General features: G+C 51.6%; 19 protein-coding genes. 8 read left to right on the plus strand and 11 right to left on the minus strand.

The window, feature by feature from the left end:
• Positions 1–19 precede the first annotated feature (19 nt).
• The gene (locus tag ABJU74_RS00560) at positions 20–1,174 is read left to right on the plus strand and encodes a sterol desaturase family protein (RefSeq protein ID WP_348385634.1); all 1,155 of its coding nucleotides are present in this window, start codon (positions 20–22) and stop codon (positions 1,172–1,174) included.
• 172 nt (positions 1,175–1,346) lie between these two features.
• Here ABJU74_RS00560 and ABJU74_RS00565 read toward each other — a convergent pair whose 3' ends face one another.
• A complete protein-coding gene (locus tag ABJU74_RS00565) occupies positions 1,347–2,204 on the minus strand; it encodes a sterol desaturase family protein (protein WP_348385635.1) in 858 nt (285 codons plus the stop codon).
• Positions 2,205–2,272: 68 nt separating this feature from the next.
• Between ABJU74_RS00565 and ABJU74_RS00570 the strand changes: the two genes are divergently transcribed.
• The gene (locus ABJU74_RS00570) at positions 2,273–2,971 is read left to right on the plus strand and encodes a Crp/Fnr family transcriptional regulator (RefSeq protein ID WP_348385636.1); all 699 of its coding nucleotides are present in this window, start codon (positions 2,273–2,275) and stop codon (positions 2,969–2,971) included.
• Here ABJU74_RS00570 and ABJU74_RS00575 read toward each other — a convergent pair.
• Entirely contained in the window at positions 2,968–3,639 is a 672-nt protein-coding gene (locus ABJU74_RS00575; RefSeq protein WP_348385637.1) for a TIGR02117 family protein, read from the minus strand. The genes ABJU74_RS00570 and ABJU74_RS00575 overlap by 4 nt on opposite strands.
• Positions 3,640–3,683: 44 nt before the next feature.
• Between ABJU74_RS00575 and phhA the strand changes: the two genes are divergently transcribed.
• The gene (gene phhA / locus ABJU74_RS00580) at positions 3,684–4,580 is read left to right on the plus strand and encodes a phenylalanine 4-monooxygenase (protein WP_348385638.1); all 897 of its coding nucleotides are present in this window, start codon (positions 3,684–3,686) and stop codon (positions 4,578–4,580) included.
• A 4-nt stretch (positions 4,581–4,584) separates the two neighbouring features.
• On the opposite strand, the gene ABJU74_RS00585 is transcribed toward phhA, so the two are convergent.
• From ABJU74_RS00585 to ABJU74_RS00595, 3 genes are all read right to left on the minus strand, one after another.
• The gene (locus ABJU74_RS00585) at positions 4,585–5,568 is read right to left on the minus strand and encodes a 50S ribosomal protein L11 methyltransferase (protein WP_348385639.1); all 984 of its coding nucleotides are present in this window, start codon (positions 5,566–5,568) and stop codon (positions 4,585–4,587) included.
• Between the two features lie 27 nt (positions 5,569–5,595).
• Positions 5,596–7,476: an ABC-F family ATP-binding cassette domain-containing protein gene (locus ABJU74_RS00590; protein WP_348385640.1), complete on the minus strand. Its 1,881-nt coding sequence runs from the start codon at positions 7,474–7,476 to the stop codon at positions 5,596–5,598.
• An 84-nt stretch (positions 7,477–7,560) separates the two neighbouring features.
• Entirely contained in the window at positions 7,561–8,811 is a 1,251-nt protein-coding gene (locus ABJU74_RS00595) for a glycerate kinase (protein ID WP_348385641.1), read from the minus strand.
• Positions 8,812–8,911: 100 nt separating this feature from the next.
• Here ABJU74_RS00595 and ABJU74_RS00600 point away from each other — a divergent pair, with 100 nt between their 5' ends.
• Positions 8,912–10,675 (plus strand): sugar phosphorylase, encoded by a 1,764-nt coding sequence (locus ABJU74_RS00600; protein WP_348385642.1) that lies wholly within the window; start codon positions 8,912–8,914, stop codon positions 10,673–10,675.
• Here the strand turns inward: ABJU74_RS00600 and ABJU74_RS00605 are convergent.
• Genes ABJU74_RS00605 through ABJU74_RS00620 form a run of 4 tightly spaced genes read right to left on the minus strand, consistent with a single transcriptional unit; the run spans position 10,672 to position 14,167 of the window.
• Positions 10,672–11,886, minus strand: a complete 1,215-nt coding sequence (locus tag ABJU74_RS00605) for a glucosyl-3-phosphoglycerate synthase (RefSeq protein WP_348385643.1) — start codon at positions 11,884–11,886, stop codon at positions 10,672–10,674. The two genes, ABJU74_RS00600 and ABJU74_RS00605, sit on opposite strands and share 4 nt — an antisense overlap.
• A 33-nt stretch (positions 11,887–11,919) precedes the next feature.
• Positions 11,920–12,768, minus strand: a complete 849-nt coding sequence (locus tag ABJU74_RS00610; RefSeq protein ID WP_348385644.1) for an HAD-IIB family hydrolase — start codon at positions 12,766–12,768, stop codon at positions 11,920–11,922.
• Positions 12,762–13,448 carry an MnmC family methyltransferase gene (locus tag ABJU74_RS00615; RefSeq protein ID WP_348385921.1) on the minus strand — a complete coding sequence of 229 codons (687 nt, stop codon included), beginning with the start codon at positions 13,446–13,448 and terminating at the stop codon, positions 12,762–12,764. Before ABJU74_RS00615 ends, ABJU74_RS00610 begins: the two co-directional genes overlap by 7 nt.
• Positions 13,448–14,167 (minus strand): SDR family oxidoreductase, encoded by a 720-nt coding sequence (locus ABJU74_RS00620; RefSeq protein WP_348385645.1) that lies wholly within the window; start codon positions 14,165–14,167, stop codon positions 13,448–13,450. The genes ABJU74_RS00615 and ABJU74_RS00620 overlap by 1 nt, the downstream gene beginning before the upstream one ends.
• A gap of 239 nt (positions 14,168–14,406) precedes the next feature.
• Here ABJU74_RS00620 and sdhC point away from each other — a divergent pair, with 239 nt between their 5' ends.
• The 4 genes from sdhC (at position 14,407) to ABJU74_RS00640 (ending at position 17,912) form a co-directional block, all read left to right on the plus strand.
• Positions 14,407–14,805: a succinate dehydrogenase, cytochrome b556 subunit gene (gene sdhC / locus ABJU74_RS00625; protein ID WP_348385646.1), complete on the plus strand. Its 399-nt coding sequence runs from the start codon at positions 14,407–14,409 to the stop codon at positions 14,803–14,805.
• Between the two features lie 4 nt (positions 14,806–14,809).
• Positions 14,810–15,199: a succinate dehydrogenase, hydrophobic membrane anchor protein gene (gene sdhD / locus ABJU74_RS00630; protein WP_348385647.1), complete on the plus strand. Its 390-nt coding sequence runs from the start codon at positions 14,810–14,812 to the stop codon at positions 15,197–15,199.
• Entirely contained in the window at positions 15,199–17,031 is a 1,833-nt protein-coding gene (gene sdhA, locus ABJU74_RS00635; protein WP_348385648.1) for a succinate dehydrogenase flavoprotein subunit, read from the plus strand. Before sdhD ends, sdhA begins: the two co-directional genes overlap by 1 nt.
• Before the next feature lie 65 nt (positions 17,032–17,096).
• Entirely contained in the window at positions 17,097–17,912 is an 816-nt protein-coding gene (locus tag ABJU74_RS00640) for a class I SAM-dependent methyltransferase (protein ID WP_348385649.1), read from the plus strand.
• Positions 17,913–17,916: 4 nt separating this feature from the next.
• Here ABJU74_RS00640 and ABJU74_RS00645 read toward each other — a convergent pair whose 3' ends face one another.
• Together ABJU74_RS00645 and ABJU74_RS00650 are read right to left on the minus strand one after the other, a co-directional pair.
• The gene (locus tag ABJU74_RS00645) at positions 17,917–18,462 is read right to left on the minus strand and encodes a hypothetical protein (RefSeq protein WP_348385650.1); all 546 of its coding nucleotides are present in this window, start codon (positions 18,460–18,462) and stop codon (positions 17,917–17,919) included.
• A gap of 46 nt (positions 18,463–18,508) precedes the next feature.
• Entirely contained in the window at positions 18,509–19,021 is a 513-nt protein-coding gene (locus ABJU74_RS00650) for a hypothetical protein (protein WP_348385651.1), read from the minus strand.
• Between the last annotated feature and the right edge of the window lie 2 nt (positions 19,022–19,023).

Consider the following 19,023-nt stretch of genomic DNA (forward strand, 5'->3'; position numbering starts at 1 on the left):
TGATGAACAGGGGCCATCCATGGCAAAGAAAAAGGGAATGTTGAAACAGCTCGCCAAGGATTTGGAAGCCCCGCCAGAAGTACGTCGCTTTGGCAGTGGCTGGCTGGCCGGGTTTTTTGCTGTTGTTATGGCGATTGCTGGGCTCGGCATGGTGATCGCGCTACGTTTTCCGGAATGGTTCGCCACACCCGAGTTACAGGCGGTTAAGGACTGGACCGGTTTTCGCGGAGCGGTGCATCTGTTGTTGCTGGGGTCCTATGCGCTCGCGTTGCTGAGCCTGTTGCTGCGGCCGCGTAAGTCTCTCGGTTTCTTTGCGCTGGCCATAGGTATAACCGCCGCGTTTCTTGGCGGCGCCAATGTACAGCCAGAAGATACCAAAAGTTGGGGCATTTTCTTTGGACTGGATTTTTTCATCGTCAATATGATCGCTACCGGTTTGATGTTTGCCCCGCTGGAGCGCATCTTGCCGCACAAGCGGTCTCAGCGCTTGTTTCGCATCGAATGGCGAGAAGATTTATTTTACTATCTGATCAGTTCGATGATGGTGCAGGCGTTGACATTTTTGGCTTTGGCGCCGTCCAATGTGCTCGTGGCAAACACCAATAGCTGGGATGCGTTTCGCGCGATGGTCGCTTCTATCCCGTGGATCTTGCAATTCGCAATAGTGCTGGTGTTGACCGATCTGGTGCAATATTTCTTCCATCGTACCTTCCATAGATTCCCGTTTCTCTGGGGTTTTCATGCCGTGCATCATTCGGCAAAGTCGATGGATTGGTTGGCCGGTGCGCGGATGCACTTTATCGAGATTATATTGTTGCGCGGGATTACGTCACTGCCGATGATGACACTGGGTTTCAGTCCGTCCGTACTGCAGGCCTATATTGCTTTCGTCTATATTTACTCTTCGCTTTTGCATGCGAACATCAAAGGCGATTTCAACTGGCTGGGCCATTGGATCGCAACGCCGCGTTTTCATCATTGGCATCACGGACTGGAACGAGAAGCCTTTGACGTGAATTTTGCGATCCATTTTCCTTGGATCGACAAACTGTTCGGAACCTTCTACTTGCCTCCGTCCAAATGGCCGGAAGGCTATGGCATTCCGGAAGATGTGCCAAAGGGCTATTTGAAACAATTTGCCTATCCCTTGACGCGCAAGAAACCTGATTATTGATCCGAAAGTGATGAAGATGATCGTCAAAAATAGGGCGACTGATTATTTCCCCCGAAAATCAGTCGCCCTTAGTCCCACATGCCCTGTGTGGGTTACTTGATTGAGCGATAATCAAGACGACTGACGGTTATCCCCCGAACCCGCCAGTCGTCCTGATCCCCACCCCAACTCATTATCCAGCCTCGCTAGCGGCTTCTTTAGCGGCAAGTTCTCTCACGCCAAGGCCGCCGGTTTTGTTTTCCGGGAACAGAGGCCAAGCAAGCTGCTGTCCCAGAGTGGCCGGAGCTAAATTTTCCACGCCATAATGGTCCGGATAGCGGCGGGTTATTTTCGCTGTTCCGAACAAGACGTCCCAAAAGAAAAGAAGATTGCCATAATTGCCCTTATAATGGGTGACGCCATCTTCCGTATGGCGCCCGTGATGTGCGTGGTGGGTTGCGGGTGTCGAGATGGTTCTCTCCACCACCCACATCACGGGCGATAACCATTTGATTTTATAAAGCGGTGCGTCCCAAGCGACATCACTATGGGCGCCCACAATCACGGCCATTTTTACGATGATATAGCCAACATAAACCCAGCCCAATCCGAGATAGATTAAAACGCCGGAAAACCAGATGCTCGGCATCAGCAGATAATAGAAAATATTGTTTCGGTAGACGAGCCTTATGCTCATATATTTGGCATTATGGTGGGCGCGATGAAGATTGTAGAGAAACGGTATCTGATGCGAGAGGCGGTGCAGCCAATATTGCGCCATATCGTCAAAAACCAGAAATAGTGCGATCGCTGCGATCAGCGGAATGCCCGCTAAAGCACCGGCCCATTGCGGTGCGGCAAGGCCCATGAGAAATTGCGCGGCAACAATGATCATCGGCTGGGTGATGATGAGAAGTACGGTCGATCCGATAAGCTCGACCATCGCATCGTCAAAATTCTGCTCAGGCTTGGAAAATAAACGGGTGCGGAACAGTTCTAGCAGGCCAAATAGGACAAAAATTGCGATAATCGCAAATATCTCTGGCCGCATTACCCGTCTCCTGAACGATCAAATCACCTTGATTTACCGGCGCTGATAACAGATAGCGGATCGATCAAATGCTAAGAGGTTTGCAATTGGTTGATTCTCCCCAAACTGCGCGCTCGACCTTTACCGCGGCTGGATTTGTAACCGCGCTACCCGATTCTGTGCGCCAACAACTATTGGCGCATGCGGAAGTGCGGCGATTTAAAAAAGGAGATCTGATCCAGCAGCGCGGCGATACGGGTAAGGAATTTTGGCACATACGGTCCGGTTCGGTTCAGATTGGCCGTTATTCTCTCGATGGAAAGCTAACGATATTTGCGGTGATTGGACCGGGAGAAAGCTTTGGAGAACAAGCCTTTCTTGGCGGTTTTACAAAAATGGTGGATGCCATTGCCGGGAGCGAGGTGACTTTGCTGCGCATAGGTGAGAGTGAATTACAGGCCGCAATTGAATCGCATCCGAATGTCGCGCGTATTTTGTTAAGGGCAATGGCGCATATGGTGCAGCAAGCCTTTGACTTGATCGAAGCGGGGCGCAATCGATCGACTGTGGAGCGCACCGCACAAGCCATTTTGGGACAATGCGAAGATAGGCATGCCAATCTCGAGGTGCGAATCACCCATCAGGAATTGGCTGATCTGGTCGGTGTCTCGCGCGTGTCGCTCGGCAAGGCGCTATCCAAGCTGGACGATCTTGCCTTGATTCAGCGCCGTTATGGCCGGATCATTATTCCCGATCGCAAAGCATTGGCCAGCTTTCTAGCCAATTAACCGTCTGTCTCCGGGAACCAGCGCATCACACCGCCTTGGAACGGTGTCCAGATGCCGGTGCGAATGCCGGCGCCGCGGAGGATTTTGCTGGTCCAGCTATTGCAAGTGAAAAATGCGTTATAATGGCCTTGCGAGCGGTAAAACACATCCCGTTGACCATAGCCCGGTGAAGGGATGACCTGACCGGAATTGTCACGTGCAAAATATTCTTGGATGGCTAAGGCGATTGCGCGATATTCCGCTTCGCTCACTTTGAAACTGCGGCGATAATGCGGATAAGTCTGGGGATAATTCAGGTGATAAACGTGCAATAAGACCGCATTGCTGCCAAAAACGGCGCTAGCGGCATCGCGAACGCGCAGATCCTGCCAATGTTCGGCATTGCGGTAAACGCCTTCATGGCCCCAACCGACCATGATATGACTGCCATAATTTCCTGGATTTTCGAGATGATCGGGGCGGATAATGGCGCTCCAATCATGAACATCACTGCGCATCGGCATGATGATACCAGTATGCAGGCCGTTGGTTTCGACAAATAATTCTATCCCGTCATCCGGGCTTTTCCAGAACTGATTGGCGGGCAGAATACTACCAAATAGGGCTGCGGTCAGATAAATGAAAATCCCCGCGCCGAGGCCGCGAGCAATATGTTTTGGCCATTTCATCCAAGAAGTTGCCATGGAAACCTTTTCTGCTGTAGAATGCCAAAATGCTGCAACATCCCGAACCTGAAAACCATGTGTATGACAAGCCACCGGCGCACGCAAATGCCGACTGGACGATTGATCAAAATTGGTCTGCTTATAGCGAAGAAGACCATGCCACATGGGATACGCTATTTGCCCGGCAACGGGAAATGCTCCCCGGGCGGGCGGCCCAGGCCTTTTTGGATGGCGTTGATATATTGCGATTGTCGAAGCCGGGCATTCCTGATTTTGAAGAGTTAAACACTATATTGATGAACGCCACTGGCTGGCAGGTTGTGGCCGTTCCGGGTTTGGTACCCGATGATGTGTTTTTCGACCATCTCGCCAATCGGCGTTTTGTTTCGGGCAATTTTATTCGCAAACCGGACCAGCTCGACTATCTGCAGGAACCCGACATTTTCCATGATGTTTTTGGCCATGTGCCGATGCTAGCGGATCAGCGCTTTGCCGATTATATGGCGGCTTATGGCCGGGGCGGCTTGCGCGCGCTTGAATTTGGAACATTGAAACAACTCGCTCGGCTCTATTGGTACACGGTCGAATTTGGCCTTATTCAAGAACCCGATGGCTTGCGTATCTATGGAGCGGGCATTGTATCCAGTTTTGGCGAGAGTGTTTTTGCTCTGGATAGCGACAGCCCCAATCGCATCCTGTTTGACCTCGAACGCGTCTTGCGCACCGAATATCGCATCGACGATTTTCAGCAAAATTATTTTGTCATTCCGAGTTTGGAGGAATTGCTGCGGGTGACGGTCGAAACCGATTTTAAACCGGTCTACGAGAAAATTGCTGACCTGCCGGATATTGCCATTGCCGATATTTCAGGTGGTGACGATGTGCTGACCCACGGCACGCAAAATCACCCCAGCGCCCAATCCGGCGCGGCGGTAATCATATAACGGCCTAGCATTCTCCAAAATAGTCGGAAGCAAGCGGAGATCGCCTAATATTCACGGTTTTGCGCGGTCCGAATTGCTGGGCTTTCACTAATGTCAAGCACGGCCATTCCGCTTCTATGCGGCTATGATGCAAGCGAAAGCCTTGACGCATATAGGCATGTAAAACATCTGCCTTCTGGGTTTTCAGCAAGCCCGCCAGCAAAAGAACCGTACCGGATGAAGCCGCTGATGCGATTTGCGGGGCGAGCGCAATCAGCGGGCCAGCTAGAATATTCGCGATTATGAGGTCATAAGGCGCCCGCGCACCAACGGCCGGATGATCCAAACCATTGCTGGTTTCCAACTGAATGGCAGTGCGCGTTGATCCTGTCGCTATGCCATTGCGCTGCGCATTTTGCGCGCTGACCGCTATGGCCACCGGATCAATATCACTGGCGATAATCTGAGCAGTTGGCCACAAGTGGTGCGCCGCAAAAGCGAGCAGACCGGTGCCGGTGCCGACGTCAATTATATTGTGATATATCTGTCCAAGCCGTTTTAACCGATCAAGATTTTCAAGGCAGCCCAGGGTTGTTTCGTGATGACCGGTTCCGAAGGCTTGGCCAGCATTGATGCAAATATTGATGATTTCAGAATCAGCAAGCGGCGCGCTGTTCGATGTGTGAACGTAAAAACGACCAGCGCGCAGTGGTTCCAATCCTTGTTGGCTGAGCGTGACCCAATCTTCATCCGGCAATTTTTCAATCGTGGCGGTGATATTGTTCAACAAGGCCGACGGCGACAATTGGGCGATATTACTGAGTATGCCCGCATCGGGTTTTTCATCGCAATATATTTCAATCACCCAGTCATCGGGAGTATTGGGATTGGCCTCTCGGGTCACAATTGTTGGCACATTTTCGATAGCATTGGACAAGAGGCTGTCTTCAGAAAGTCGATCGGCTTCTTCCCGGGTGCAAGGCAAGCTTAGTTTCCAGCCATCGCTCATCGCAGGGTCTCGAATTTGTGTAGCCGATCATGCATTGGCTGTTTCCAGCGCTTCATTGGCTTCCAACCAGGTCGCTTCATTGTCTTCGAGATCATTTTGTACCGTCGAGCGCAATTTCATGAGATCCGTCATGGTAAGATCAGCATATTCTGCTTCAGCGCTGGATGGATCAAACATCGCTCGGTCAATAGCGGACAATTTTTTGCCCAAGGTCTCGATCTTCTGCTCCGCATTTTTGGCGGTTTTTCTCAAATCGGATTGCTGCTTTCTGCGTTCAGCAGCCAACCGCCGTTCTTCTTTGCGATTTCCGCCGCTGCCACCATTTTGAGAAGCGGGCTTATTGTCCTGATTTTTACCCAGAACGAAATCTGTATAGTCGTTGAGTGAGCCAGAAAATTCACCGGCTTTTCCGCTGTCCACCATGACCAAGCGATCGGCCGTCAGTTCCAGCATATGACGATCATGGCTGACCAAAATGACCGCTCCGGTATATTCGTTCAGGGCATGGACCAACGCTTCTCGGGCATCGACATCAAGATGGTTTGTGGGTTCATCAAGAATAAGCAAATGCGGGGCATCTCGCGTGATCAGGGCTAGCGCCAAACGGGCTCGTTCGCCCCCAGATAATTTGCCGACTTTCATCGTCGCCTTGTCGCCTGAAAAACCAAATCGTCCCAGTTGCGCTCGCACGGCGCCGGGCTTGGCGTCCGGCATTAACCGCGTCATATGTTCCAATGGGGTGTCGGTACTATCCAGTTCCTCAACCTGATATTGGGTAAAATAGCCCACGTTGAGCTTCCCGGATTTATTTATCGCGCCGGCTTTTGGTGGCAATTGACTGGCGAGCAAGCGCGCCAAAGTGGTTTTGCCATTGCCGTTTCTCCCGAGCAAAGCGGTCCGGTCATCTGGGTCAAGCCGCAAATTTAGCTGAGACAAAATAATATTGTCACCATAACCGACAGCCGCATCATCCAATGTGATAAGCGGCGGTTTCAATTCCACCGGATTGGGGAAATGAAAACTTAAAGATGGATCTTCGACCGCAGCGGCAATGGGTTCCATGCGCGCCAATGCCTTGACCCGGCTTTGTGCTTGTTTGGCGCTATGGGCTTTCGCGCCCCACCGGTCGACAAAGGCTTGCAGCTTTTCGCGTTGGGCCATTTGTTTTTCACGCGAGGCTGCCATTTGCGCTTGGCGCTCGGCCCGTTGCTTTTCAAAAGCATCGTAACCGCCGGGGTAGAGCGTCGTCTTACCGCCTTGCAAGTGCAGGATATGATCCACGACATTGTTGAGCAAATCGCGTTCATGGCTGATCACCAAGATTGTGGCCTGATAGCTAGTGAGAAAGTTCTCTAGCCATAAAGTGGCTTCCAAGTCGAGATGGTTGGAAGGTTCATCGAGCAATAACAATTCGGGTTGCGAGAATAATAGGGCTGCCAGAGCGACCCGCATGCGCCACCCTCCAGAAAAACTATCCATCGGCTGTTGTTGAGCCTGTTCGTCAAAACCCAGTCCAATTAAAATTTTGGCTGCTCGGGCAGGGGCGCTATGCGCGTCAATCATGTTGAGCCGCTCGTGTATTTCGCCGATACGATGCGGATCATCCGCCTTTTCCGCTTCTTGCAGCAATGTCGCACGCTCGATATCGGCGGCGAGAACCGTGTCTAACGGGGTTTCTGCGCCCGCTGGCGCTTCTTGCGCAATATACCCCATGCGCGCATCTTTGGGCAGGTCGACGCTACCATCATCGGGTTCGAGTAGACCCGCTATGACCTTCATCAATGTCGATTTGCCTGCGCCGTTGCGACCGATCATCCCGACCCGAGCGCCGGGCGGCAATGCGGCAGTGGCGCCGTCCAATATGACAGTGCCACCCAGACGAACAGTTATGTTGCTGAAATTAAGCATGGCCGCTCGTTAGCCGAGCTTTTGGGATTCGGCTAGAGAGACAAAAAGACTTGCTGCCGGAGTGAAGAGTTTGTTGATTTTGGGTTAGCCGACAAGAATGATGCGTAGATCGTTTACATTGGTGCCCGAAGGACCGGTTATGTGCAGAGCATCGGCTTTCTCAAAGGCCAAATAGCTATTGTCATTGTCCAAAAATGATTGAGCGGATTGTTTTCCACCCATAGCTTGCAAAATATCCGGCCAAAGAAATGCACCGGCATTATCCTCTGATCCGTCTATCCCGTCGCTATCTGCCGCGATGGCGGTGATTTGATGTGCGCCCTCCAATGCAAGGGCGCATGCCAGAAGGTAGGTAGAGCAGCGGCCACCGCGTCCCTCAAAATTTCGAATGGCAACCGTTGCTTCTCCTCCGGAAATGAGAGCAACTTTGCGCTTTTGGGCAGCATAATGAAGCGCTAGTTTGGCCTGTTCCTGGCCCAATTTTACGGCATCTCCCTCGAGCGCATCGCCGAGCATGAATGTTTCATATCCATGCGCTGTGACGGCCGCTCGCGCCGCCTCGCACATATCGGCAGGTTTGGCGCAAAGTTCGGCGGAAACTTTCTCCATGGGAGGAGTCCCGGGTTTGGGGGTTTCAAAATGGCCTGTTTCGAGGTGAGTCCGAATGGAATCCGGGATAGCAATTGCATAGCGATCGATAATCGCCAACGCATCGGCACAGGTTGATGCGTCGGCCATGGTCGGTCCAGAACCAATCATACCCATATCGTCGCCGGGAATATCAGAAATCGCTATCATATGAGTTGATGCAGGATAAGCGCGTTGGGCGAGCCGCCCGCCTTTTATGGCCGACAAATGTTTACGGACAATGTTCATTTGATCAATGGGCGCGCCGCTATGCAGCAATGCTTTGGTTATTTTCTGTTTTGCAGTTAGGGTCAGGCCTTCGATCGGGGCCGGCATTAATGCGCTGGCCCCGCCGGACATCAACACAAGCAATAAGTCATCTTTTCCCAGTTGATCGGCACTGGCAAGCGCCCTTTGTGCGGCATCAGCACCGGCATTGTCCGGGACTGGATGGGCCGCTTCGACAAGTTCTATATTGCCCGGAATAGATTGCATTTGGGCGGTTTCCAGTGGCGCAAATCCCTGTCTCGTGACGATGAGTCCATCAGCATCATTTGGCAAGTGCGGACCAATGGCAGCCATCATCTGAGCCGCGGCTTTACCGACCGATAAAACGAAGATCCGGCCGCTAACCCTTGGCCAATTATGACCCAGCAGGGCGTTGGCCGGTAAAGCAGGTGCCAGCGCTTGAGAGTAAATGCTTCGCAAAAAAGCTTTTATTGACTCTGGATTTGATGTTTTATGCACCTAGCAATGGGGCCCGATTGTTTTGTTCGGGTCAAGTGTTTTTGAAAGCTTTTGACCCAATATGAATGAACAAACCACAATCGGTCGCCTTCATCAAAGAATGAGCGCGCAATTGCGACTGCTTTATCCTGATCATGATGTTGAGAAATTGGCAGATGATATTATTTCCCAATTTTGGCCAGAGCCGGATGAAATTATCCCCCGAGAGGACATTGCGCGCAAGCATTTGTGGGATGAGAGCGACATCGCCCTGATCACCTATGGCAGCACTATCCAATCGCCAACGGAGCGACCGCTGCAGTCATTGCACCGGTTTTTGCGGGAACATCTCGGTCAAACCATCGGTATGGTCCATATTCTTCCGTTTTTTCCGTTTAGTTCGGATGACGGGTTTGCGGTGATCAACTATCTCGCAGTCGATGAAAATCTGGGCGATTGGTCAGATATTGCCGCCATTGCCAGCGAATATCGATTGATGGCGGATCTGGTGATCAATCATGGCTCAAGCAAATCCGAATGGTTTCAGCAATTTCTCTCAGATGAGGCGCCGGGTAAGGATTATTATGTGACGGCGGATCCGGCTGCTGATCTCGGGCAGGTTGTGCGTCCGCGCTCCCATCCTTTGTTGACGCATTTTAGGACCGCCGCCGGGGATCGCTATGTGTGGAGTACATTTAGCGCCGATCAGCTCGATTTTGATTTTCGTAACCCGGATATGTTGCTCGAGTTCATTAAGATAATCGCGTCTTATGTTGCGCAGGGCGTGCGGGTTTTCCGCATGGATGCCGTTGCTTTCTTGTGGAAAAAAATCGACACGCCGTCGATCAATCTGGATGAAACCCATGAGATTATCCGGTTGTTGCGCATGGTCATGGATCATCATCGTGAGACGCTGATCATCATCACCGAAACCAATATCCCCAATCATGAAAATCTAACCTATTTTGGCAATCAGAACGAAGCGCATGTCATCTATAATTTTTCACTGCCCCCGTTGCTCGTGCATGCGCTTTTGACTGGCAATGCGCTGTATCTCAAGCGCCTGACGCGCAGCAATCCGCCTGCGTTAACCGGGTGCACATATTTAAATTTCACTGCTAGCCATGACGGAATTGGTTTGCGCCCGACCGAGGGCGTGCTCCCGCAAGGCGAAGTCGATCAAATGTTGGCTGCGATGCAAAGCTTTGGCGGCAAAATATCTATGCGCCGCGGGCCGGGTGGCACTGAAAAACCCTATGAGATGAACATTTCTTTCTTTGAAGCGATGCAAGGATCGCTAGATGGGCCGGATGCGTATCAAGTGGATCGGTTCATGGCGGCCATGGCGATAATGCTAGCGCTAGAGGGTATTCCAGCCATCTATATTCACAGCCTGTTGGCTACGCCCAATGGTTATGAAGAAGTTAATATGACCGGGCATAATCGCTCGATCAATCGGCGCCAGCTAGACTATGCCGATATCAGTGGCAAGCTGGCTGATCCCAACACAGTCGAAGCGCAGGTTTTTTCGAACTTTCTCGCGCTGATTGAAATCCGCAAACAGCAAGCCGCATTTCATCCCAATGCAGTCCAGTTTACTTTGGCATTGCCGGAAGGCCTGTTTGGAATTTGGCGCCAGAGTTTGGATCGCAAACAGAGTATTTTCGCGGTGACCAATGTTACACAGGGCGAAAAGACATTGTCGCTTGCGGATATTAACTTGATCGCTGGAGATCCTTGGTGGGATTTGATTTCTGGGCAATCTATTGCCGATATTGAAGGCGATTTTCGTTTGAAGCCCTATCAGACCGTTTGGATCAGCAATGTCGCTGCGCAGGATGATTAGTCGAGATTATCCAGCCGCACCGCCTCTTGAAAGCGCTCGGTAAAGTCCGGCACGGCGCTGTTTATGCGGTTCCAATTGGACATGAACGGCGTTTCATTGGGCGATTCCAGAAAAGCATCGCCTGCTTTCATGATATTTTGCGCAAAGAGTTCCACCGTGGTTTCTTCTTCATGCCGGTCCAACGATAGCCCGTTCATGACCGCATCATTGTGAAAGGTTTCAATCCGGTCGAGAGCGATGCGAAAATAAGTGGCCTTGAGCGTCCGAAAAGCGCCTTGAGAAAAAATTTGCCCATCGGTCGCCAATTTGCGGAAAATCGACTTGGTAATATCGATGCTCATTTTGGACAGGCCCTTGTCGGGATTGTCGTGCGAGACCGATTGGTGCTTGTGATCATAATTGTCGGCAATTTCGATTTGGCAGATTGTTTTGGTCGATTGATTGCGCCAGACTTCCGACAAAACCCCGACTTCCAGCCCCCAATCGGATGGAATACGGATATTTTTCACCACTTGCCGTCCCATCGCAAATTCACCGGCGAGAGCATAGCGGAAGCTGTTTAAATAAGTAATATAATCATTGGGTTCGCACACTTTGCGCAAGGCTGCGAGCAATGGTCCGATCAGCAAACGAACAACCCGGCCATTGAGCTTCTCTTCGGTGGTGCGCGCATAAAAACCTTTGGAAAAGACATAGGGAAAAGTCGGATTGGCAACGGGATACATGAGCCGCGCGAGCATCGCCCGATCATAGGTCAAAATATCGCAATCATGCAATCCGACCATTTGTGCATCAGTAGCGGAGAGAAAATATCCGAAGCAAAACCAGACATTGCGGCCTTTTCCCGGCTGGGCGGGTGAGAGACCATGTTCCTTTAACTCTGCATCCAATGCGGTCAGGCGCGGACCGCTATTCCACAAAATATGATGGCGCTGAGGCAATCGTGAAAAATAATTTTTAGCATATTCAAATTGTTCTTTGTCGGCTTGGTCCAAGCCAATGATAATATCATCGAGATAGGGGACCTCGCAGAGCTCATCGACAATATGTTCCAGCGCTGGGCCTTCCAATTCGGAAAAAAGGCTCGGCAATACCAATGCCATCGGATTGGCCACACGAAAGCGCATAAGATCAGCTTCCAGCGATTCAACAGATCGATCGTTGAGATTGTGCAATGTCGATATGATACCGTTTTGGTGGAAGTCGGCCATGGGGTCTCCGTTTTTGAGCGAAACCGAGCCTAGTCAGATTTTCGCTGCGTTGAAACCCAATTCATCCAGAATTTCCGAGACGGATGCAACCCATCCCTTCGGACCGGGATGCGGCGCCATACGGACATTATCTTTATCGGATATAATTGATATGCCATCGGGATTGGGCATGATCACGCCATGATCGACCGCCTCGATCATATCGCGATCATTTGGACCGTCACCCAGGGCCATGGTCGCCAAGCTCTTCGGCGCGCCTTGATCGATGTAGGTTTTTACCAGCCGCTTTACTGCCGCAACTTTGGAGGCTTTGCCGGTAAAGTGGAAAAAGCGGCCCCCGCGCTGAATGACGATGCCCGCATCGGCCATTATCGTCGACAATTTTGCAAATATTTGATCAGAGCCATCCCACAAAAATGGCTCTGTTGCCTCCCGTTGCTTTGCCAGAACCGCGACATCCAAAGGCAAACCGGTCTCCCGCGCAACATCCTCTGCCGACATGTCATGAAAGCCGCGAATATGACCGCGTATCGCTGGCGGCAAAGCCGCAATTTTTTCGATAATCTGGTGATAGTCCATTCCCAGGACAAGCCTGTTTCTAGAGGGCGTATGACCGCAGATAAGCGGTTTCAAATTGCTCAAAACAGAACCATTTTCGACGATGATCGGTGCCCGCTGAAAAATGGATAATCCTTCCATATTTTCGAGTTCAGCGCGGGTCTTGCTGGTTACCGGAATGACCTGAATGGGAAAATTGGAGTGCAAATTTTGGATCAAGCCTGCTGCCGGATCGGCTGAATAGCTGTGATGATCCAGCAGCGTCCCATCCAGGTCGGTAAAGATCAAGACATGAGGCCGCTTCAAATCTGCTTTTTTTAGCATCGTGCCAGCCAGATCATATGCCGGGCGCCTTTGCCATTTGCCCGGGCGCTTATCGGATGTTCTTCCACAGCAAATCCATTTTGTTGCAATCGCCTCGTAAATGCGGGATCGCCAGCGCTTGACCAAATGGCTAAAATGCCGCCGTTACGCAATGCCAATTTGGCAGCATGTAATCCGGCATTGCTATATAGATGATCGTTGTCGTTTTTCGTCAAGCCATCTGGTCCATTGTCGACGTCTAGCAATATCGCATCATAATGGTTTTGATCAGTCGCGATATTGGTTTTGACATCGCCCAGGACAATTTTAACGCGCGGATCATCGAGGCAGTTGGCGGTGAGCTGTGCCATCGGCCCGCCGGCCCATTCCATTATCGCGGGAAGCAATTCAGCAACCACGATTTCTGCTGTTTCTGGCAGGGCCCGTTGCGCGGCGCGTAGCGTGAAACCCATTCCATAGCCGCCGATAAGAATGCGAGAGTGAGCTGTTGCAATTCGGGCGCAGCTTAAAGTGGCAAGTGCTTCTTCCGATCCACTCAGCCGGCTGTTCATCAATTCGATACCGCCCAACATGATCGAATATTCATCCCCGTTTTTCAAAGCACGGCGGAAAAGCCTAAGTTCATTGCCAGAATTATTGCCTGCATCGATGGGCGCGCGACCAAGCAATTCGCGAGTAATCACCGGACGAAGCTCGCGCCATTGGCATCCAGTACAGCGCCGGTCATGGAGGGCGGGGCATCCAGAGCGCAATATTTTGCTATCGAGGCAATTTCTTCGGGTTGGGCGACGCGACCGAGCGGAATATCTTGCAACAATTTATCGCCACCGCGACTTTCGAGATAATCTTCGGCCATGCCAGTCATTGTAAATCCAGGACAAATAGCAAAGGCCAAAATGCCATCCCCGGCATAAGCGCGTGCTATAGTTTTGGTCATGGCCACCATGCCGGCTTTCGATGCCGCATAATGCCAATGGTCAGGGCTATCGCCGCGATAGGCGGCACGGCTCGCAATATTAACAATCCGGCCGGGAGTGCCAGTTTGTTGAAAATGGCGCACAGCATAGCGACATAGCTGGGCTGACGCGGTCAGATTTATTTGCATGGTATCATTCCATGCGCGGAGCCAATTATCATCGGATTGTTGCAGGGGATTGGGATCAAAAATCCCCGCATTATTGATGATCGCATCAATCCGGCCATCAAACCGTTCAAGTGCGGCTTCCCAAAATTGCGAAACTTGGTCGGCATTGGAAAAATCACAGGGCAGCAAGCCATTTTGCCCCTTGGTGCTTTGTCCCAATATTTTTACGCCTGGAATATTGAGCTTTTCAAAGATGGATTGGCCAATGCCGCGGCTGGCACCGGTGACTAAAATATGTGTTTTTTCGTCTGTCATCAACATTGAGAATAGTGCGGTGATCGCCAAAGGTCCAACAAGAGATGGGAAAAGGCTAATAATTTTGAGGATGCTTGGGTGCAATGCCGCCTTTGTACTCCCGTTGGCTGCGAGAAACTGGACACAGAAGTTATAAAAAGCCAGCTATCCTGTTTGCATGCGGTCATGTTTTCGCTAAAGCACTGGTTCGTTTACAAAGACTCCAGCGCGAGGCGGAGTCTCTGATCAGGGGATATAAATTGGGTAAACCTGCGAACCGGCCGTTATCGCCGCATTTGGGAATTTACAAATGGGGGCCGCATATGCTGGTCTCCATTCTTCACAGAGCCACAGGGGATGGTCTTGCCTTGCTCGGAGTACCATTGTTGGTCTGGTGGCTTTACAGCATTTCCGCAGGACCCGAATCCTATGAATTTTTCACTGGTATAATGACAACAATTCCAGGGTTTCTTGTCATGATCGGAATGACTTTTGCCCTGTTCGAACATACATATTCAGGCTTGCGCCATTTCGTGCTTGATGCAGGCGCTGGATATGAGTTGCAAACCAACAAGCTATGGTCGTTCGCGGTGCCGCTGTTGGCGTTGTTCTCGACCGGCCTCTTGTGGTTTTTCATTTATGTTAAGTTGATCGGATAAGACGATGGGATCAGGAACAAATATTGGTAAGGTTCGCGGTCTGGGATCGGCTCAAGAAGGGGCGCATCACTGGATTATTCAGCGCGTTACGGCCGTTGGCAATCTGACGCTCATAGCATGGCTACTCTTCTCTTTGTTGCGCTTGCCCAATTATGAACATGAATTGATGATCGGGTGGTTGTCTTCGCCACTAGTTGCGGTTCCAATGATCTTGATGCTGGTCAGTCTTTTTTGGCATCTGCGTTTGGGTTTGCAGGTTCTTATCGAGGACTATGTCCCTGATCATGGACTGAAATTTGGCCTGATCATCTTGCTTAACTTTTTTGCCATCGGCGGAGCAGCGCTCGGAATTTTTGCTGTCGCCAAGGTCGCCTTTACCGGAGTGGTCGCTTAATGACTGACACAGATTCAAAGCCCGCCTATAAAATTATAGATCATACGTTTGACACGGTGGTGGTGGGAGCAGGTGGTTCTGGCTTGCGCGCGACCATGGGGTCCGCCGAAGCCGGATTGAAAACCGCTTGTATCACAAAAGTTTTCCCAACCCGCTCGCATACGGTTGCTGCGCAAGGCGGCATTGCGGCCTCTTTGGGGAATAATACGCCGGACCATTGGTCATGGCATATGTATGATACGGTGAAAGGTTCTGACTGGCTTGGTGATCAGGATGCGATTGAATATCTTGTCCGCGAAGCGCCGCAAGCGGTTTATGAACTGGAACATGCCGGTGTACCTTTTTCTCGTAACGAAGATGGCACAATCTATCAGCGGCCCTTTGGCGGTCATATGCAAAATATGGGTGAGGGGCCTCCAGTACAGCGGACCTGCGCCGCTGCGGACCGGACCGGTCATGCGATGTTGCACGCTCTTTATCAGCAAAGCCTGAAATATGACGCGGATTTTTTCATTGAATATTTCGCCATTGATTTGATCATGGAAGATGGTGAATGCCGCGGTGTTATTGCAATTTGTTTGGAAGATGGTTCCATTCATCGGTTCCGGGCCCATGCTGTGGTATTGGCCACAGGCGGTTCTGGTCGCTGCTATTATAGCGCGACATCCGCTCATGCCTGCACCGGAGACGGTGGCGGCATGGCATTGCGTGCAGGACTCCCGCTGCAAGACATGGAGTTTGTGCAATTTCATCCCACCGGCATTTATGGCGCTGGTGTCTTGATTACCGAAGGCGCTCGGGGTGAAGGTGGCTATCTGACCAATTCCGAAGGCGAACGGTTCATGGAACGCTACGCACCAAGCGCGAAGGATCTAGCTTCACGCGATGTGGTGTCGCGGTGCATGGCAACCGAAATACGAGAAGGGCGCGGTGTCGGACCGGAGAAAGATCATATCTATCTTCATTTGGATCATATTGATCCTGACGTGTTGGCCGAACGTCTGCCAGGCATTACCGAGACCGGCAAGATTTTTGCTGGTGTCGATTTGACCCGTCAGGCGCTGCCTGTAGTGCCCACGGTTCACTATAATATGGGGGGTATTCCCTGTAATTATCACGGTGAAGTGGTGAATCCGACAAAATCTGATCCCGACGCAGTCGTCCCGGGACTTTATGCCGTTGGTGAAGCAGCCTGTGTGTCCGTGCATGGTGCGAACCGTTTGGGTTCTAACTCGCTGATCGATCTTGTTGTCTTTGGCCGGGCTACGGGACTGCGTTTGAAAGACAAGTTGAAACCGGGAACCTCTCACAAACCCTTGCCAAAAGATGCGGCTGATCTGTCGCTGACTCGTCTCGATCATTTCCGCTATGCAAAAGGCGACACAACAACCGCGGCGTTGCGGATGGAAATGCAGAAAACCATGCAGAAAAATTGTGCGGTGTTCCGTGACGATGAGTTGCTGGGCGAAGGCGTCAAAGAGATGCGGGCAGTGAACGAGAAAATGAGCGACGTCAGCGTGACTGATCGTTCATTGATTTGGAATACCGATCTGATCGAAACGCTCGAACTTGATAATCTGATGGCGCAAGCTGTCGTGACCATGGAAAGCGCCGCCAACCGCAAAGAAAGCCGCGGTGCGCACATGCAGGAAGATTATGAAGACCGCAACGACAAGGAATGGATGAAGCATACTGTCGCGACCTTTGATGGTTGGGGCGGCCCTGACAAAGCGCGCGGTACGGGCAAAGTCGATATCGATTATCGCCCGGTCCATGACTTCACGCTCACGGACGAAGCTGAATATGTGAAACCGAAAAAGCGGGTATATTAACCAGCTTGATCAATCCGCCGTGCCAATGGCTATATCCAATCCGATAATGGAGGCTGCGTAGCATCATGCCCAACGAAGATCAGATTGAATATTGGAATGATGATGCAGGCGTAAAGTGGACCGAACAGCAGGATGTCATGGACGCTATGCTGGCGCCGGTTACTTCTTTGTTGATGGATGCCGCCGCGATTGTACCTGGTAAACGTATCTTGGATATTGGCTGTGGCACCGGTGAAACCTCGCTTATCGCCATGGACGCCGGCGCAGAAATAACCAGTGTGGATGTGTCTAGACCGATGCTGGAACTGGCAAGATCAAGGGCCAAGGGGCGGGGAACGTTTTTACTTGCTGACGCTGCTGAATATCAGGCTGATGAAGGATTCGATCTGATTATGTCACGTTTCGGAGTGATGTTCTTTGATGATCCGTTGGCGGCTTTTACCAATTTCAAGGCCAATTTAAAGCCTGATGGCCGGATGGTTTTTGCCTGTTGGCAGAACCCGAAAAATAATCCGTGGGTGATGGTGCCGATGCAGGCGATCAAGCCGTTTCTCCCCGAGGCACCAGCAACCGATCCCCACGCGCCAGGTCCCTTTGCTTTTGCTGATGATGTTCGCTTAACCGGATTCTTAAAGGACGCTGGATTTACCGATATATCGATGACAGCCCATAGCTTTGACATGCGTTTATCGGAAACCGGTGGTGCCGAAGGGGCAGTGCATTTTTCCACCCAGATTGGCCCGGCATCCCGCGCTTTGGGCGAGGTCGACGAACAGTTAAGGCCGCGTATATTAGAGGCGCTGAAATCGGCTTTAGCGCCCTTTGATGATGATGGATATGTGGCGCTGGGCGGCGCTATTTGGATTGTTGAAGCTCGATAATTTATCAAAATCCGCTGAGATCATAAGCTAAGGCGATGGTTTTAGCCGGGGGAGGCGATACGCAACCTTTGGTAACCGCAACACCCTTGAGGAAACTTCGCCGGGCATTGCCCGCAGCAAGGGCTTGGAGAAATTGCCGCTCGGTGGCATTGGCGCCGCTTATTTCGCGCACCACGCCGCGAAATGGGATTAATCCCTCGATAAAGGCGCCGGCAATCCGGCTAAGACCTTGCTCGCGTTTTTCAGTCCGGCTTTCTTCCTGCAGCTGATTGACATCAGGGCCGAGCGCGTCATCCAGTTGCGCAATCTCAATGGCCAAAGCCTGACAGCCGCGCATATTTTCCAGATCATAGGGATGATTTTGAATGGCAATAAGCTTAGGCGGGATGGGATCTTTGCGGAGGTTCACATCTTTAACGGGTTGCATAACGGCATTTTCCGCATGGCGTTCCATAGTAAGATCGCGGTGGGGCATATCGGCTTTGGCCGGTATTGCAATGAGAGACAGAGCGATGATGAGGCCGCTGGCCAAGGCAGTGTGCGTGGACATAATGTCCTTCCCTACTTGCCCCCTGGTTGTGCCCCGCTAGCTTAACTCATGGGCGGGCAGGGGCCTTGCAGCCGCGCTCCCGGCCGACGCCTTTCAAAAACCCTCTGCGTACGACGCCGGCATAGACGGCGCGATTATATTTTCGCTCATCTGAGGCTGCGCCGGAAACTTCCCGGACAATGCCGCGAAACGGAATTAATCCGCCGAGCAGACCACCGCCCACGCGGCCCGCTGTTTCTTCGCGTTTCTCGGCTTTGGATTTGTCCACTTTTTCGTTCACATCGGCAGCAAGAACTGCGTTTAGTTCTTTGATCTCTTTGATGATTGCCGCGCACCGGCTCAAGCCAGCAAGAGAATAAGGCGCATCTTGAATGGCGATGAGCTTGGCGGGGATTTTGGTTTTCTTCAGGCCAACATCCTTAGCCGGTGTGGTTGCGGCATCGCGGGCATGTTCTCCCGCCGTCTCATCGCGATCTGCGCGCTGCGCGGAAATAGGGGCCGATCCTACAACCAGGGTCGCCAATAAAACGGCCGTCAATTTTGCAGAGTTTATCATCATCT

The organism is Parasphingorhabdus sp. (genome assembly GCF_039982415.1).
Lineage (GTDB): Bacteria > Pseudomonadota > Alphaproteobacteria > Sphingomonadales > Sphingomonadaceae > Parasphingorhabdus.